The 16,571-nt window shown below is 72.8% G+C and carries 13 protein-coding genes; 7 read left to right on the top strand and 6 right to left on the bottom strand.

Annotated elements, in window-relative coordinates; all coding sequences use genetic code 11:
- Positions 1 to 22 precede the first annotated feature (22 nt).
- A complete protein-coding gene (gene arfB, locus BJY14_RS16505; RefSeq protein ID WP_179844422.1) occupies positions 23 to 448 on the bottom strand; it encodes an alternative ribosome rescue aminoacyl-tRNA hydrolase ArfB in 426 nt (141 codons plus the stop codon).
- Positions 449 to 557: 109 nt separating this feature from the next.
- On the opposite strand from arfB, the gene BJY14_RS16500 reads away from it, so the two are divergent.
- A complete protein-coding gene (locus BJY14_RS16500; protein WP_179844421.1) occupies positions 558 to 1,400 on the top strand; it encodes an oxygenase MpaB family protein in 843 nt (280 codons plus the stop codon).
- 154 nt (positions 1,401 to 1,554) lie between these two features.
- Here the strand turns inward: BJY14_RS16500 and BJY14_RS16495 are convergent, their stop codons facing one another.
- From BJY14_RS16495 to def, 4 genes are all read right to left on the bottom strand, one after another.
- Positions 1,555 to 2,424: a S1C family serine protease gene (locus BJY14_RS16495; protein ID WP_179844420.1), complete on the bottom strand. Its 870-nt coding sequence runs from the start codon at positions 2,422 to 2,424 to the stop codon at positions 1,555 to 1,557.
- 488 nt (positions 2,425 to 2,912) lie between these two features.
- A complete protein-coding gene (locus tag BJY14_RS16490; protein ID WP_179844419.1) occupies positions 2,913 to 4,439 on the bottom strand; it encodes a sensor histidine kinase in 1,527 nt (508 codons plus the stop codon).
- Positions 4,439 to 5,167 (bottom strand): response regulator transcription factor, encoded by a 729-nt coding sequence (locus tag BJY14_RS16485; RefSeq protein ID WP_258940761.1) that lies wholly within the window; start codon positions 5,165 to 5,167, stop codon positions 4,439 to 4,441. Before BJY14_RS16485 ends, BJY14_RS16490 begins: the two co-directional genes overlap by 1 nt.
- Before the next feature lie 143 nt (positions 5,168 to 5,310).
- Positions 5,311 to 5,838, bottom strand: coding sequence for a peptide deformylase (def, locus tag BJY14_RS16480; RefSeq protein ID WP_312879260.1), 528 nt, complete (start codon positions 5,836 to 5,838; stop codon positions 5,311 to 5,313).
- Between the two features lie 46 nt (positions 5,839 to 5,884).
- On the opposite strand from def, the gene BJY14_RS47705 reads away from it, so the two are divergent.
- From BJY14_RS47705 to BJY14_RS16450, 6 genes are all read left to right on the top strand, one after another.
- The gene (locus BJY14_RS47705; protein ID WP_376770045.1) at positions 5,885 to 6,964 is read left to right on the top strand and encodes a pentapeptide repeat-containing protein; all 1,080 of its coding nucleotides are present in this window, start codon (positions 5,885 to 5,887) and stop codon (positions 6,962 to 6,964) included.
- Between the two features lie 362 nt (positions 6,965 to 7,326).
- Positions 7,327 to 7,848: a gamma carbonic anhydrase family protein gene (locus tag BJY14_RS16470; RefSeq protein ID WP_179844415.1), complete on the top strand. Its 522-nt coding sequence runs from the start codon at positions 7,327 to 7,329 to the stop codon at positions 7,846 to 7,848.
- 125 nt (positions 7,849 to 7,973) lie between these two features.
- Entirely contained in the window at positions 7,974 to 12,098 is a 4,125-nt protein-coding gene (locus BJY14_RS16465) for an AAA family ATPase (RefSeq protein WP_179844414.1), read from the top strand.
- A gap of 234 nt (positions 12,099 to 12,332) precedes the next feature.
- Complete coding sequence (locus BJY14_RS16460) at positions 12,333 to 12,524, top strand: hypothetical protein (RefSeq protein WP_218907727.1); 192 nt, start codon at positions 12,333 to 12,335, stop codon at positions 12,522 to 12,524.
- Positions 12,525 to 12,846: 322 nt separating this feature from the next.
- On the top strand, positions 12,847 to 13,464 hold the full coding sequence (locus BJY14_RS16455) for a DUF47 domain-containing protein (protein WP_179844413.1): 618 nt from the start codon (positions 12,847 to 12,849) through the stop codon (positions 13,462 to 13,464).
- Positions 13,461 to 14,621: an inorganic phosphate transporter gene (locus tag BJY14_RS16450; RefSeq protein WP_446678446.1), complete on the top strand. Its 1,161-nt coding sequence runs from the start codon at positions 13,461 to 13,463 to the stop codon at positions 14,619 to 14,621. Before BJY14_RS16455 ends, BJY14_RS16450 begins: the two co-directional genes overlap by 4 nt.
- 119 nt (positions 14,622 to 14,740) lie before the next feature.
- On the opposite strand, the gene BJY14_RS16445 is transcribed toward BJY14_RS16450, so the two are convergent.
- Complete coding sequence (locus BJY14_RS16445) at positions 14,741 to 16,363, bottom strand: bifunctional metallophosphatase/5'-nucleotidase (RefSeq protein ID WP_312879259.1); 1,623 nt, start codon at positions 16,361 to 16,363, stop codon at positions 14,741 to 14,743.
- Positions 16,364 to 16,571: the final 208 nt, after the last annotated feature.

The raw sequence follows: 16,571 nt of genomic DNA, 5'->3' as shown, positions 1-16,571 counted from the left end.
GCGGTCCCCGGGACGCCGGGGGTCAGTCCCAGCGGGCGCCGCGCTGGCGCTTCACGCTGCTGCGGCGCTTCTTGTTCTCCAGCCGCCGCTCGTTGATGCCGCGGGGGACCTTCTTGGGGATGCGCTTCTTCGGGGGAGGGGCCGTCGCCTCGGCCAGGAGGGTCGCCAGGCGGGTGCGGGCGGCGTCCCGGTTGCGCTGCTGGGAGCGGTACTCCTCGGCGCGGATCGTCAGGACGCCGCGGACCAGGCGGCCGGACAGGCGCTCCAGGGCGCGGGCGCGCAGCGGCTCGGGGAGGGACGGCGAGTTCGCGACGTCGAAGGAGAGTTCGGCGGCGGTGGCGCTGGTGTTGACGTGCTGCCCGCCCGGCCCCGACGAGCGGGAGAAGCGCCAGCCGAGCTCGGACTCCGGGATGGAGACCGAGCCACGGACGTGGATCTGGGCGGGCATGCCCCCCATTGTCGCAGGGAAGGATCGGTCCGGTCAGTTCAATATCGGCCCCGTCGCTCCCGTGCGTCCCACTGGCGACAACTGAAAGTACTTACTTACACTGGGCGCCATGACCGTGCTTGCCGATGAACGAGGACTCTTCCAGGACGGCGACCTCATCCGCGTCATCACGCGGGAGGGCGTGCTGATCGCCGCGGGCGGGGCCGCGTCGCTGCTCCAGACCGCGCATCCCAAGGTCGCGCAGGGCGTCTACGACCACAGCTACACCGCGGCCGACCCGCTGCGCAGGCTGCGGAACACGATGGGGTGGCTCTACGCGGTGCAGTTCGGGACGCGGGAGGAGGCCGAGACCTTCAGCGCCCTGGTCACCAGGGGGCACGCGGCCGTCACGGGCCCCGACTACGAGGCGAACGACCCGGAGTTGCAGGTGTGGGTCGCGTCCACGCTGTTCGCGGTGGCGGTGCAGTTCTACCAGCTGGTCTTCAGGCGGACGTTCACCGACGCGGAGCTGGAGGAGTTCTACCGGCAGACGAAGGTCTACGCGACGATCCTCGGCTGCCCGGAGGCGCGGATGCCGGAGACCTATCCGCGGTTCCGCGAGTACTACGCGGACATGCTGCGGAGCTTGGAGATCACCGACGCGTCGCGGGCCATCGCCGAGCAGGTGCTCGACCCGAGGCTGCCGGGCGGGCCGCTGCACGCGCCCGGACTGGCGGCGATCCGGCTGCTCACCGCGGGGCTGATGCCCGCGCCGATCCGCGAGCAGTACGGGTGGACGTGGGACGCGCGGCGGGAGCGCCGGTTCCGGCTGCTGGTCGGGGTGATCGCGCTCGTGTATCCGCGCCTCCCGCTGCGGGTCCGCACGCTGCCGCGCGAGTACTACCTGCTCACGACGCGGCGCATGCTGGCCAAGCTGAAGCGCCGCCCGGCGGTGCGGGTGCGGGGCCGGTAGGACGGGGTTGAGCGGCCGCGTGACTCACAGGCAGGTCACGCGGCCGCTCTCCCTTGCTCGGTCCCCCCGCCCGGCCCGGCCGGGAGGACCTACCGGCCCGGATCGCCGTCCGCCGCCCGCTCCCCCCAGAGCCCTGGCCGGACGGCGTCCCGGGTCAGACCGATGCGCCGGCGATGATCGCGTCGGCGGCCTTCTTGGCGGAGTCGACGGGGATGGCGAAGCCGACCCCGATGTTCCCCGAGCTGCTCCCGGACGTGGCGATCGCGGTGTTGACGCCGATCACCTGGCCCGCGGCGTTCACCAGCGCGCCGCCGGAGTTGCCGGGGTTGATGGCGGCGTCGGTCTGGATCGCGTTCTTGATCACGGTCTGCTGCTGCCGCGACAGCCGCCCCTGGAGCCCCGGCGGGAGCTGCTGCTGCTGGTCGCCGCCCTCCTGGATCTCGCGGCCCAGGGCGCTGACGATGCCGGACGTCACCGAGCCGTCCAGCCCGAGCGGGCTGCCCACGGCCAGGACCTCGTCCCCGACCGAGACGCTGCGGCTCGCGCCGAGCGTCGCGGGCTTGAGGCCCGACACCCCCTGCGCCTTGACCACGGCGATGTCCTCCGCCTTGTCGGCGCCGAGGACCTGCGCCGGCGCGGTCCTGCCGTCGCTGAACCTCACCGCGACCTGCTGGGCGCCCGACACCACGTGCGCGTTGGTGAGGATCATCCCGTCCGAGCGCAGGACCACGCCCGAGCCGCCCTCCGTGCCGGACGCCGTCTGCGCCTGGATCGACACCACGCTCGGCTGGACGGCGGCGGCGACCTGCGCGGTCGTGCTCTTGGAGCTGACCCCCGAGACGGCCGTCGGGCTCGCGTAGACGGTGCTCTCGTGGGTGAGCGCCAGCACCACGCCCGCGCCGGCGCCGCCCGCCCCCAGGGCCAGTGCCATCGCGGCGCCCACCGCGGCGAGCTTGCGCCGCGTCGTGCCGAACGGGCCCGCACCGGCCGTGCCGGGGCCGGACGGCCCCGGGCCGCCGAACATCCCCGACGGGGACGGCGGCGCCGGCTGCTGGGGCGGCGGGACGTTCCCCGTCCACCGCGGGTAAGGCTCGAAGCCGGGCCTGTCAGGCTCCCCGGGCCGTGCGCGTCCGCCGGGCTGTGCGTGTCCGCCGGGCTGTGCGTGTCCGCCGGGCTGTTCGGGTCGGCCGGGCTGTTCGTGGTGGCTCGGCTCTCCGGGTCTGCTGGGCTCCCAAGGCTGCTGCTGCGGCCGGTCGGCGTTCATCGGATCCCCCTGTCGCTCTCTCACCATGAAGAGTGCGCCCCGGGTCTGCAGGCCGCCTGGAGCCAACCTGAAAGTGTGCTGAACGCCTACATGTCATAAAAAAGCGGCCGAAGGGGCGTCCCTTCGGCCGCGCGGACCGGCCGTTCCGAAGCTGGCCAGGGCGCGGCCTCCCGCTCCCCGTCGAGACCGGGGCGCGCCCTGTGGATCCATTGGAACCCACGATCCTGAACGTTCGCTGAATGCCGCCTCTAGTCTTCCGCCAGGGGCAGGACGACCGAGAACGTCGCGCCCTCGCCGGGCGTGGAGTCGGCCCGGACGACGCCCTCGTGGGCGGCGACGAGCGCGGCGACGATGGCGAGGCCGAGACCGGCGCCGCCGTCGTCGCGGGAGCGGCCCTCGTCGGAGCGGTAGAAGCGCTCGAAGACCCGCTCCACCTGGTCGGGAGCCAGCCCGGGCCCCTGGTCGGCGACCGCGACGACCGCGGCCGGCTCGTCCCGCAGGGTGCCCGGCGACAGCCGCACCTCGACCGGCGTGCCCTCCGGGGTGTGCGTGATCGCGTTGGCGAGCAGGTTGCCGAGCACCTGCCGCAGGCGCGGCTCGTCCCCCCGCACCTGGTACGCCAGCCCTCCCTCGACGGTGAGGTCGATCGTGCGCTCAGGTGCCAGGACTCTCGCCTCCTGGACAGAGTCGGCGGCGACGGCGAGCAGGTCCACCGGGCGCCGCTCGATCGGGCGCTGGCGGTCCAGCCGGGCGAGCAGCAGCAGGTCCTCCACCAGCAGGCCCATCCGGGACGCGGTCTCCTCGATCCGGCCGATCAGCCGGTCCAGCTCCGCGGGGGAGCGGGCGGCGCCCTGCCGGTAGAACTCGGCGAACCCGCGGATCGCGGTCAGCGGGGTGCGCAGCTCGTGGCTGGCGTCCGCCACGAACCGCCGCATCCGCTCCTCCGAGCGCAGCGCCGTCTCCTCAGAGCGCCGTGCGGCCGCCTCCGACTCCGCGCGCGCCCCGAACGCCGCCTCGATCTGCCCGAGCATCGTGTTCAGCGACCGCCCGAGCCGGCCCATCTCCGTCCCCGGGTCAGCCTCCGGGACGCGCCGGGACAGGTCGCCCGCCGCGATCGCGCCCGCCGTCTCCTCCACCGCCGCCAGCGGCCGCAGGCTGGCCCGCACCACGCCCACGCCGACCACCGCCAGCACCGCCAGCACCGCCAGCCCGACGATCGCGTCGATCACCACCAGCCGCTGCACGGTCCGGTCGATCTCCTCCAGGCTGAACGCGAGCACGATCACCGCGCCGCCCGGGATCGGCTCGGCGAGGATCCGCCACGTCGACCCGCCGGTCCCGGTCACGGTGAACGGCCGGTCGACGTGCTTGTTCAGGTCGGCCGGCAGCCGCGGGTGGCCGGACTCGCTCCACGCCGGGTTCTGCCCGAGGGAGCGGCCGTCGGTGGTGCGGACCTGCCCGTACATCTCGCTCGGTATCCGCACCGTGATCCGCGTCTGCCCGCTCTGCAGCTGCGGGACGACCTGGTCGATCGCCCGCCCGACCGAACCGCGCAGCTGGTCGTCGGCCCGCCCGACGAGGTACTGGCGCAGCACGGACGCGCCCGCCGCGCTCATCACCAGCATGCCGAGCGTGACCAGGACGAGCATCCCGGCGATCATCTTGACGCGCAGCGACGTGCGGGCCCACAGCCGCGCGAGTCCGCCCGCGGGCGCCGCGCCGCCGGCGCCCCGCGCCGCGGGAGCCGCGGCGGCCGCCGGGGCCCGCGTCGCCATCAGCCCGTTCTCGACGGCTCGCGCAGCACGTAGCCGACGCCGCGCAGCGTGTGGATCAGCCGCGGCTCGGTGTTGTCGACCTTGCGGCGCAGCGCGGACACGTACGACTCGACGATGCCCGCGTCGCCGCGGAAGTCGTAGTTCCACACGTGGTCGAGGATCTGCGCCTTGGACACGACCCGCCCCGCGTTGGCCATGAAGTAGCGCAGCAGCTTGAACTCGGTCGGCGACAGCTGGACGGGCCTGCCGCCGCGCCACACCTCGTGGCTGTCCTCGTCCAGCTCGATGTCGGCGAACACCATGCGCGGCGGCGGCTCGGTCAGGCCGCCGCGGAACCGCCGCAGCACCGCCCGGATGCGGGCGATGACCTCCTCCAGGCTGAACGGCTTGGTGACGTAGTCGTCGCCGCCGATCGTCAGCCCCTTGATCCGGTCCTGGACGGCGTCCCGCGCGGTCAGGAACAGCACCGGGGTGTGGTCGCCGCCGGACCGCAGCCGCCGCGCGACGTCGAACCCGTCGATGTCGGGCAGCATCACGTCTAGCACGATCAGGTCGGGACGGTGCCGCCGCGCCGACCGGACCGCGTCCGCGCCGTTGGTGGCGGTGATCACGTCGAAGCCGGTGAAGCGCAGGCTTCCGGCGAGAAGCTCCAGGATGTTGGGCTCGTCCTCGACGACGAGCAGCGTCGCCTCCGCCGCCCTGCCGCCGTTCGCCGTACGTTCGACCACTGGCACAGTCCCCCTCCACATCATCGCAGAGGTTGCCATCCCAACCTGAACGTCCCCTGAATGCGGGCCGAGAACAGGTTGAGCGCCCGCGCCGGAGCAGGCGGTTCCCGCCGGACCGCGCTCGGGCCGTCCTCGCCGGGCGACTACTCGCGGATCGCGCGGATCGCCCGCATCGCCTCGCGGCGGGCGTCCCCCGACAGCACGTCGATGTAGACCCGGCCCGCCAGGTGCCCGCATTCGTGCTGGAGGCAGCGGGCGAAGTAGCCGGTGCCCTCGACGCGGACGGGCCTGCCCTTCACGTCCACGCCCTCGACGACGGCGTGATGGTGGCGGGGGGTGTCGAAGCGCAGGCCGGGGACCGACAGGCAGCCCTCCGACTCGACCACCCGCTCGCCGTCGGCGGCGACGAGCGTCGGGTTGACGACGTGGCCGACGTGGCGGCGGCCCCGGTCGTCCTCGACGTCGTAGACGAAGATCTGCAGGGCGACGCCGATCTGGTTGCCCGCGAGGCCGGCGCCGTCCTCCTCGTACATGGTGGCGAACATGTCGTCGACGAGGCGCTCCAGGGACGCGTCGAACGTCCGGACCGGGTCGCACTCGGTGCGCAGGACCGGGTCCCCGAGAAGCCTCACCGGGCGGGCGGTTCCGCGCGGATGGGTCCGTGTGCTCACGAACAAGATCCTATATAACGCCAGATCCCCGTAAACGCCGCGGGCGGTGCGCCCGGCCTGCTCAGGGCCGGGCGCACCGCCCGCGGCGGCGTGCCGCCTACAACTCGATGGGGCCGCGCTGCTGCGGCGGGATGGGGGTGGTCGCGGGGCCGCCGGAGTCCTCGTCCGGGCGGGCGGGCTTGGCCTGTGGCGGGACCTGCGGCGCGGGGGCGTCGGAGGCCGGGGACGGCTCGGGCTTCTTGACCGGCGGCGCCGTCTGCGGCGGGCTCGCCTGCGGCGGGGCCGCCGGCGCGGGGCTCGCCTGCGGCGGGGCCGCCGGCGCGGGGCTCGCCTGCGCGGGCTTCGGCTGTGCGGGGCTCGCCTGTGCCGGCTTCGCCTGCGCCGGGCTTGCCTGGGCAGGGCCTGCCTGGGCCGGGCTCGCCTGCGCCGGAGCGGCGGGGGCGGCGGGCTTGGCCGGGGCGGGCTTGGCGGGGGCCGGGGCCGGCTTGGCCCCCGTCGCGGGCGCGGGCTGCGCCTGCGGGGCCTGCTTGGCCTGGGCGCGGGGAGCGGGGCTCTGCCGGACGGCGTCCTCGACCATCTTCTCCAGCGGGCCGGCCTCGTTCTCGGCGGTCAGCAGCCGGTGCAGCGTGTCGCTGATCTCGGTGAGGCGCTGGAGGGCCTGGGTGTGGTTCTTGGTGAGCGCGGTGAGCCGCTGGGTCGCGCCCTCGTTGATCACACTGGCGCGGCGCTCGGACGCGGTGAGGGTGCGCTCGGCCTCCAGCCGGGCGCTGGTCACCGTCTGCTCGGCCTCCTGCTTGGCGGACGACAGGACGCTGTCGGACTCCTTCTTGGCGGCGGCGAGAGCGTGGTCGGCCTTCTCCTGCGCCTGGGCGAGGTTCCGGTCGGCGTGGGCGCGGGCCTCGTCGATGACCCGCTTCGACTCGTGCTCGGCGTCCTTGCGGATCTCCTCGCCCTTGGCCTCGGCCTCGGCCAGCTTCTCCTGGGCCTCGTCCTCGGCCAGGTTGATGATCTGCCGGAGCCGGTCGCTCAGGTCGTCGCCGGTCGGCTTGCGGGCCTCCCGGACCTCGGCCATCTCGCGGCGGATCCGCTCGACCTCGTCCTGTGCGCGGGCGAGCCGCGCCTCTAGTTCACGGTGCTTCTGCTGGGCGCGGGCGATGTAGTCGTCGACCTGGCGGCGGTTGTAGCCGCGCATGACGATCTCGAAGGACTCTTCTTGGAGGAGGTTCGGCAGGATTTCGGCTTCGTTGCTCATGATGCCTTGGGGGTCGTTGGCGGGGGTCGGCGCCCCGTCAGGGTCGGTTGAGTTGCGATCCTCACCCGCCGGTGAGCGGCCCACGGTGGGAAACGTCAGGACGACTCTTGTCCGGTCCACCCTATTCGCGCAACCGGAACGCACTTCTCGCTGCCGTTTCGTCACACGGACGTGCGCGACAAACTATCCAATCTACGGATAAATCGCTCCACCCGGGGGCGGCTACCATCGGCGCCATGAGCTACCTGGGAGCGTTGGGCGAGGACAGGCCGGAGATCGACCCCACGGCGTGGGTCGCGCCCGGCGCGGTCGTGGTCGGACGGGTGACGCTGGGCCGCGCGTCCAGCGTCTGGTACGGCTCGGTGCTGCGCGGCGACGACGAGGAGATCATCGTCGGCGAGGAGTGCAACATCCAGGACCTCAGCTGCATGCACTCCGACCCGGGCATGCCCGCCGTCCTGGAGGACCGGGTCAGCCTCGGCCACAAGGCGATGGTGCACGGCGCCCACGTCGAGACCGGCTCGCTCATCGGGATCGGCGCCATCGTGCTGAACGGCGCCCGCATCGGCTCCGGAACGCTCATCGCGGCTGGCGCGCTCGTCCCGCCGGGCAAGAAGATCCCGTCCGGCGTGCTGGTCGCGGGCACCCCCGGCAAGATCGTCCGGGAACTGACCGACGACGACCGCGCCGTCCTGCGGTACACGCCCGAGGTCTACATGCAGAAGGCCGAACGGCACCGCGCCGCCGAGTGGGCCTGAACACCCGGGCGGTGCTTCGCCCTTGCCTGGTCCGGCCGTTTCCCTCCCTCTCATAATTCTCTGACCTGCGAAAACGCGAGGAAACGGCCGCTGGGGGGAACCTCGGCCGGATTCTGCTGACTACGATGACCATCGTGGTGTGGGGACCGGGCTATGGCAGCGCTCCGCCGCCCAGCCCCCAGGCGGGGCACGATCCGTTCACGGAGGCGGAGCGCGACACGAGGGCGATGGTGGCCGCCGCGTGGTGGCCGTCGGCGCCTCCGCAGCAGCGCCATCACGCCATCGCCGGCCGCATGCTCGTCCTGCCGGACGGGACGTGGTGGCTGTTCGGCGCGTGGGCCCGCTGGTACCGGCTGCACCCGTCCGACGGGCAGTGGTACCTGTGCCCGCCGCCGCGCATCCCCTCCGTCCGGATGGCCGCGAGGCCCGCGCAGCAGGGGGCCGGGCAGATCCCGGCGCTGCCGCCGCACGTCATCCCGGCCGGGCCCGACTTCTCCTACGACCCGCCGTCCGGGCTGCCCTTCGTCGCGCACGGGTTCGCGACGGAACTGACCTCGCGGGTCCGCTCGACCGTCGAGTCCGCGGCTACGCTGGCCGCGCCCGACTACCCGCACTGGTGGCGGGAGTTCACGAGCGAGACGCCGTCCACCGTCGCGGTCGCCTGGGGCGTGATGCTGTGGTGCTCCGCCGCGCCCGCGTTCGACTCGCGGCTGGACGCCCAGATGCTCGACCTGTGGAAGCCCTACCGCGCCAGGCCCCTCCCCGACGTGGACGGTCCGCGCTGGCTCACCCCGCCCGCCCTGGAGACGCTGGTCGCGCTCTACGCCGAGCGGCTGCGCGCCAGCCGGGTGGACGCCGCGGTGGTCGTCCTGCGGACGATGTGGGCCGTCGCCAGCGCGCTCCGCGACGACGTCCGGTTCCAGGTGAGGGCGGACGCGCTGCTCGCCATCCTCGGCACGACCCTGTCCAACCCGACCGTCGACTACGGGGCGCTGCCCTACGGCGACCAGGCGATCGTCCAGCAGTGGCTGACGCGGTGCCCGCCCAACCTGGTGCCCGCGCTGCGGAACGAGAGCTCGCCCGGTGACAACTTCCGGCACGCCTTCTACACGCTCAGCGAGCTGATAGCCGACCTGTCGGGCGACCCCGCCGAACCGGCCTACATCGAGCCCCGGCTCGTGGCCGCCGCGCTGCTCGCCTCCGATCTGGACGTCGTCCGCAAGGACATGGTGGGCACGATCGTGCCCTGGCTCGACCCGGAGATCCGCTACACCGTGCAGGCGGTGTCGCAGCAGAAGGGGCATCCGCTGCGGCGGCTGTGGCCGCAGGACATGCGGCTCCCGGAACCGCTGCGGTCGGCCGCCGGATCAGGTCCGGGCGCCGAGTCGCTGCTGGCCGCCATGTACGAGGTCGACCTGGCGTGGTGCCGGCTCGGCGGCATGCCCGCCCGCCCGCGCGGCTTCCCCGTCCCGACCGCGGTCGTCGCCGGGATCATCGGACGCAACCGGGCCCGCGCCACGGCCGCCGCGCCGACGACCACGCCGCCGCCCAACCCGGCCGCGCCGCAGCCGTCCCCGTTCAACATGCCGAGCCAGCCCGGCATCGCCCCCGGCGCGTCGCCGCAGGAGGCGTCCGGGGCGAACTTCGCGCCGTCCGAGCCCGACCGCCCGTTCGTCCAGCCTCCCGCGCAGCCCGGCTGGGAGAACGCGCCCGGCCCGGCCGCCGGGCATGCCCAGGGGCCCGTGCCCGGCCAGGGCCAGCAGGCCGCGTTCGCCTCCCCGCCGGCCCCGGGGTTCGCGTCCCCGGACCCGGTGATGGGCGGCCACTCGCCCGCCGAGGACGACAAGGACGACGGCAACGTGGCGCCGCCGTACACCGAACTGGGGTTCCAGCGTCCCGGTGCCGGTGCCGCGCCGCCTGCGCCCATGCAGAATCCAGCGCCCATGCAGAATCCGGCGCCGCCGGCACCCATGCAGAGCCCTGCGCCGCCTCCTCCGGTGCCGGGCCCGCCGTCGCCACCGCCTTCGCCCCCGGTCCAGCCCGCCGCGCCCGAGCCGGTCCAGGCGAGCCATACGCCCGCGCCCCCGCAGGAGCTCGGCGGCTTCTCCCCACCCGAGGAGGAGCAGGACGAGAACTTCGTGCCGCCGTACACGGTGCTGGGATACCAGCCGGCGGGTTCCGCTCCGCCGCCCCAGCCGAACGTCCCGCCGGGCCCGGCGAACCCCGCGCCGCCCGCGCCCGACCCGCATCAGCAGCAGCCGTTCAACCCGTACGCGACGCGCGTGGAGGGCCAGGGCGGGCCTCCGCAGCAGAACCAGCCGGGTCAGCCAAGCCCGCCGAGCCAGCAGGGTCAGCCGGGCCAGCCGCCGGGGACGCGCATCCTCGGCCCGGGCGACCTCGAAGACGCCCCGCCCGGACCCGTGCCCCCCGCTCCCGGCGGCGGGCCGGGGACGAAGGTCATGTCCGGCACGATGGTCGGCGGCTTCGACTTCCTGGACGACACGCCGTCGCCCGACCAGCCCGTCCACGAGATCCCGCCGCCGAGCGACCGCAGCACCCGCCGCGTGCTGGAGCGGTTCGGGTTCGGTTTCGTGTACGGCGAGCACGACGCGGCCGTGCTCCTCGGCGACCTGAAGGCGCAGGCCGAGGAGTGGAAGGCCCCGTCGGGCGACGACGTCGAGCGCACCCGCGTGGACGGCGCGCCCAGCTCGATCAGGTCCGGTGTCCCCGGCGTGCTGCTGGTCGGCGCCCCGCACTCGGGCCAGCGGCGGCTCGCCCGGATGATCGCGCTGACGCTGGCCAACGCGGGGCTCGGCGACGGGTCGATCCGCGCGCACGACGCCGAGGACGTCCGCAACGCCCCGCCGGAGGGGCTCGGGCGGCTGCTCGGCCAGCCGGGCCCGGTGATCCTCTTCGAGCGGCTGGACGTGGCCGTCGCCGGCGCGTCCGATCCGGTCGCGCTGGTCGGCGCGGTGCGCCGCGCCCGCCGCGACCCGGTGAACACCACGCCGGTGATCGCGACCTGCGAGCCGCGCGCCTACAAGCGGCTGCTGCAGGACCATCCGAAGCTCGTGCAGGCGTTCCGCGTCCACCGGCTGCCCGACTTCGGCGACCTCGACAACCGGATGACGCTGCTGCACCTGCTGGCGGAGGAGCGGCGCGTCACGATCGGCGCGGCGGCCCTGGAGGTCGTCCGCGCCGACCTGGAGCGGCTGCGCGGACCGGGCGACCTGGTCAACGCGCGGCTCGTCGAGGCGTACCTGGACCAGGCGGCCCAGCGGAACATGGAGCGCGCCGGGGCGTCCCACGACCGGCTCGTGCTGACCCCGGACGATCTCGCGGGCGTCGCCGAGGGCATCGAGCCGGCGCTGCGCCCGCCGGGCGACATCGACGGGTACCTGCACCGGCTCGACCAGCTCACCGGCCTGGAGGACGTCAAGGCGGCCGTGGCGGAGCTGGTCGACGAGGCGGGGCTCGCGGCCGACCGGGCCCGGTACGGGGTGTCCGGCGACGGCGCGCGGCACCTGGTCTTCACGGGGCCGCCCGGCACCGGCAAGACGACCGTCGCCGGCCTCGTCGGCGGCGTCTACGCGGCGCTCGGGCTGCTGAACTCCGGCCACGTGGTCGCCTGCCGCCCCGTCCACCTGGCGGGACGCGACCGGGTCGACACCGAGAACCGGGTGGCGGGCATGATCGAGCAGGCGCTCGGCGGCGTCCTGCTCATCCAGGAGGCGTACCTGCTCGACCGGTCTCCCGCCGTGGTGGGGGAGCTGCTGCGCCACATGAAGCGGGGCGCGGAGGGCCAGGGCAGGGCCCGGTTCATGGTGGTCTGCTCCAGCCCGGCGGCGGAGATGGAGGGCTTCCTCGCGGGCAACCCCGCGTTCCGCGCCGAGTTCGGGCGGACCCTGGAGTTCACCGGGATGGGCGACCGCGACATGGTCCAGCTCTTCCAGAGCTACGCCGAACGCGACCTCTACATGCTGGACGAGGAGCTGCGCGTCGAGCTGCTCAACCGGTTCTCGCGGCTGCGGGACGACCCGCAGTTCGCCTACGCGCGGACGGTCCGCGCGCTGTTCGACCAGACGGTGGCGCGGCAGGCGGCCCGGCTCGCGGGGGCCGACGTCAACGCCGCGACCGTGGCCCGGCTGACGGTCCGCGACCTGCCCGAATCGCCGCTGGAGCAGATGCTCGGAGGCTTCCACCAGGGGACGCAGCCGGGGTTGCGGCCCGGGTTCCCGCAGGAGCGGTGACCGGCCCGTTCGTCCCATGGGCAATGGGTCATAGGCATCAGATCGGCACCACCTGGGAAGGCTAGCCAGTCCGGGGCGCGGCTCCCGAAACCGGTGTGTGCGGCCGTGCGGCGGCGCATGCGGACCTCCCCCGGACGGGCAGGGCCGAGGTGGCCCTCGAATGGCCCTCTTGGGTCATGTGCCCGTCGCGACGAGACGCGTAGCCTCGACGACGGGTGTGGGGAACGAACGGAGGTGGACGCGGTGCGCCAGAACCTTGATCTGCGCGTCCACGACCGCGTTGCGCTGGATGAGATCGAACTCTATGCTGAGATGCTCGGTGCGGTGGCGGACGCGGAGCGGCCGCTGACCATCGCCGAGATCGACTTGGTACTCGGAGTGCGGTCCGGCGACGCAGGTCGACGTGAGCTGACGCCACGAGATTGAGCACCGTTACCGGGGACGCCGTTTCGGGGCGTCCCCGGTTCGTCATTTCAGCCCCGCCGTAGCTCGCCGCCCAGGTCGCGGCACTGTAACGAATCTCACTCATGATCACCCCTGTCGGTGCGCTCAGGCCCCCGGAACGGCCCGAAACGGCGGACGTTCCTCCAGATAGGGGGCTTCTCGCGGGGTATGTACCTCCTGATCTAGGGCAACCTTGTAGGTGAGAGGATGGCGGACAGCAGCCGAAGCCGGGGCAAAGGTTCTTTTTACGGCTGGTTGCGCCTACGATCCTCAGCGGACTGTTCCGGCACATCAGGAGAACGACGTGCGCTTGCGTCTCACGCCGCGTGAGGACAGCTTCTACGACATGTTCGCCGACTCGGCGAACAACCTGGTCACCGGCGCCAGGCTGCTCGTGGAACTCATCAGCGACGGCGCCGACCGGGCGGCGATCGCGGAGAAGATGCGCGCCTGCGAACACGCAGGCGACGAAAACACCCATGCGATCATGCGACGGTTGAACGAAACGTTCATCACGCCCTTCGACCGTGAGGACATCTACCGGCTGGCCTCCACGATCGACGACGTCATGGACGAGATGGAGGAGGCCGCGGACCTCGTCGTCCTCTACAAGATCGACGAGTTCCCCAAGGGCATCGTCCACATGGTCGAGGTTCTGGAGCGCGCCGCCGAACTGACCGCCGAGGCCATGCCCCGGCTGCGGTCGATGAAGGAGCTCAACGAGTACTGGATCGAGATCAACCGGCTGGAGAACCAGGGCGACCAGGTCTACCGCAAGCTGCTGGCCCAGCTGTTCAGCGGTGAGTACGACACCCTGACCGTGCTGAAGCTCAAGCAGATCATCGACCGGCTGGAGGACGCCGCCGACGCCTTCGAGCACGTGGCGAACACGGTCGAGACCATCGCGGTCAAGGAATCATGAGCGCTGCCGAGGACCCCGGCGCCACCCTCACCAAGGAGTCCCCGGCCACCGCCGAGACGCTGGGCGAGCAGGCGACCCGCCGGGTGAGCGGTCGCGCCTGGCTGCTCCTGCTCGCCGGCGTGCTGGTGGTCATGGTCGCGGGCGCGCTCGGGCTCCGCTCGGGCGCGCAGATGGCGGTGCTGATCCTCGTCGTCGTGGTGGCCCTGGTGTTCGACTACACCAACGGGTTCCACGACGCGGCCAACGCGATCGCCACGGCGGTCTCGACCCGGGCGCTCACCCCGCGGGTGGCGCTCGGCATGGCGGCCGCGATGAACATGATCGGTGCCCTGCTCGGCGTCGGCGTCGCCAAGACGATCAGCGAGGTGATCACGCCGCCGACCGGCCTGCACGGCCTCACCGTCGTCGCTGCGGGGGTACTGGGCGCGATCACCTGGAACCTGATCACCTGGTACTTCGGGCTGCCGTCGTCGTCCTCGCACGCGCTGATCGGCGGGGTCGTCGGCGCCGGGCTGGCCTCGCTGTCGGAGGTCAACTGGTCCAGCGTCATCGACAAGGTCGCGGTGCCGATGGTGCTGTCCCCGGTGGTCGGGTTCTGTCTCGCCTACCTGGTCATGGTCGCGATCCTGTGGATCTTCCGGCGGTCCAACCCGAGCAGGGTCGGCCGCCGGTTCCGCATCGCGCAGACGATGTCCGCGGCGTCCCTCGCGCTCGGCCACGGGCTGCAGGACGCCCAGAAGACGATGGGCATCATCGTCCTCGCGCTGGTCACGACCGGGCACTCGGACGGCAAGTCCGTGCCCTGGTGGGTGATCATCGCGTGTGCGGGCGCGCTGTCGGCCGGGACCTACGCGGGCGGCTGGCGCATCATGCGCACGCTGGGCCGCAAGGTGATCGAGGTCGATCCGCCGAAGGGGTTCGCCGCCGAAGCGACCGCCTCGGTCGTCCTGTACGCGACCGCCTTCATCTGGCACGCTCCAATCTCCACCACCCACACGATCACCTCGGCGATCATGGGGTCGGGCGCCACCAAGCGGCTCTCCGCGGTCCGCTGGGGCGTCGCCGGCAACATCCTCGTCGCGTGGGTGCTCACGATGCCCGCCGCCGCGGCGGTCGCGGCCGTCGTCTACTACGTCGTCCACTTCTTCGGCGCGTGATCTCGGGGGCCACCCCATGATCTCGACGCCGGGCCGACATGCGCGTGGCCCGTGCGCCGGACGCCCCGAGGCGTCCCGGCACACGGGCCACGCCCGTACTCACTGGTCTGAGTTCGTGCTCACTTACCCGAGATGCGGTTCAGCGCGGGCGGGGAGATCGTCCCCTGGGCGGCGAAGTAGGTGACGAACGCGTCCAGGTCGATGGCGCCGAGGACCTGGTCCTTGCCCTCGGTGAAGACGGAGAAGCCGTCACCGCCGCCGAGGAGGAAGTTGTTCGCCGCGACCTTGTAGACGGCGGACGGGTCGACCGGAGCCCCGTCGATGGTGATCGCCGAGACGCGGTCGCCGACCGGCCGGCCGCGGTCGATGGCGAAGTGCAGGTTCGCCGACGGCTGGAGGATCTTCTCGCCCGCGGTCGTCCACTGCTGCTCCAGGAGCGCGTCGACCTGCGCGCCGGTCAGCGACGTCACGCCCATCACGTTGCTGAACGGCTGCACGGCGAACGCCTCGCCGTAGGTGACGACCCCGTCGCCCTCCGAGCCGCTCGCCTTGTAGACGAGATCGGTGCGGACGCCGCCCGGGTTCATCAGCGCGACCTGGGCGCCGAGGTCCTTGGTCCCGGCGAGCTGGCCGTCGGCGATGACGTCGCCGAGCGCGGTCTCGCCCGCGGCGGACGGGGCGCGGGTCAGATCAGCGGTGATCTTGCCGATGGGCTTGTCGGCGATCACGGAGACCCGGTCCTTCCAGGTCTGCACGAACGTCTGCGTCGCCGGGTCCGGCGGGACGTCCCGCGTCACGACGTGGTTGTCGGCGTTGACCGAGGACCGGACGATGTCGCCGGTCCGCCGGTCCACCTTGAGGTTCACCTCGGTGATGACGCGGCCGAAGGAGGAGCCGGAGGAGAACAGCCGCGCGTGGCCCGCCGGGTCCTTGACCGAGCACACGTACTGCTGGTGGGTGTGCCCCGACAGCACCATGTCGATCTCGGGGTCGGCCTGCTGGGCGATGCGCGTCCCGGCGCCCGGCACGACGCCGCACTCGTCCGGCCGCTCGCCCGACTTGACCTGGTCGCCCTCGTGCACGAGGACGACCATCGCGCGGACGTGCCGGCGCTTCAGCTCGCGCGCGGCCCGGTTCGCGGCCTCCACCTCGTCCTGGAACCTCAGGTCCTTGATGCCCTCGGCCGTGACGATGTTCGGGGTGGTCTTGGTGACGAGCCCGATGAAGCCGATCCGGACGCCGTTGACGCGGCGGATCGTCCACGGCTTGATCGCGGGCCGGTCGTTCTTCTTCAGCAGGACGTTCGCACCGAGGTAGTCGTACTTCGCGCCAGGCCACGTGCCCGCGGGGGAGCAGCCGTCGACGGGGTGGCAGCCGCCGTTCTGGATGCGCTGCAATTCCTGGTAGCCCTCGTCGAACTCGTGGTTGCCGACCGCCGACGCCGTGACGCCGACGTCGCCGAGGAACTGCACGGACGGCTCGTCGTGGTAGGCGGCCGAGATCAGCGGCGAGGCGCCGATCAGGTCGCCCTGCGCGACGGTGAGGGTGTCGCGGTTGCGCAGCTGCTTGAGGTGGGCGGCGGCGTAGGCGGCTCCACCGGCGGGGACGGCGTTGCCGTTCTCGTCGATGGCCGTCCCCGAGCTTCCGGACGGGGGTTCGAGGTTGCCGTGGAAGTCGTTCAGCGCGAGGAGCCGCACGGACGCGGTCGGCGCGGGGCGCGCGGCGGCGGGTTGCGCGGTCACGCCCACGACCGTCAGCCCAGCCGCGGCGCAGGCCAGAAAGGTGCGTCGTCGAATCATTCTGAGGAAGCTAGAGTCACCCGGCATACGGAACCCGGCGACCCGATGACGTTTCCATGACGAATTGACCAGGACAACACCGTGATCAGGGACGGGGCCAAGACGGCGCGGTGGTCTGGGTGGCGCGGTGGTCTGGGCGGGCCGTGATCCG

Source organism: Actinomadura luteofluorescens, from assembly GCF_013409365.1.
Taxonomy (GTDB): domain Bacteria; phylum Actinomycetota; class Actinomycetes; order Streptosporangiales; family Streptosporangiaceae; genus Spirillospora; species Spirillospora luteofluorescens.
The sequence above is the reverse complement of the archived record's forward strand: the minus strand, read 5'-3'. Positions and strand labels throughout refer to the sequence as shown.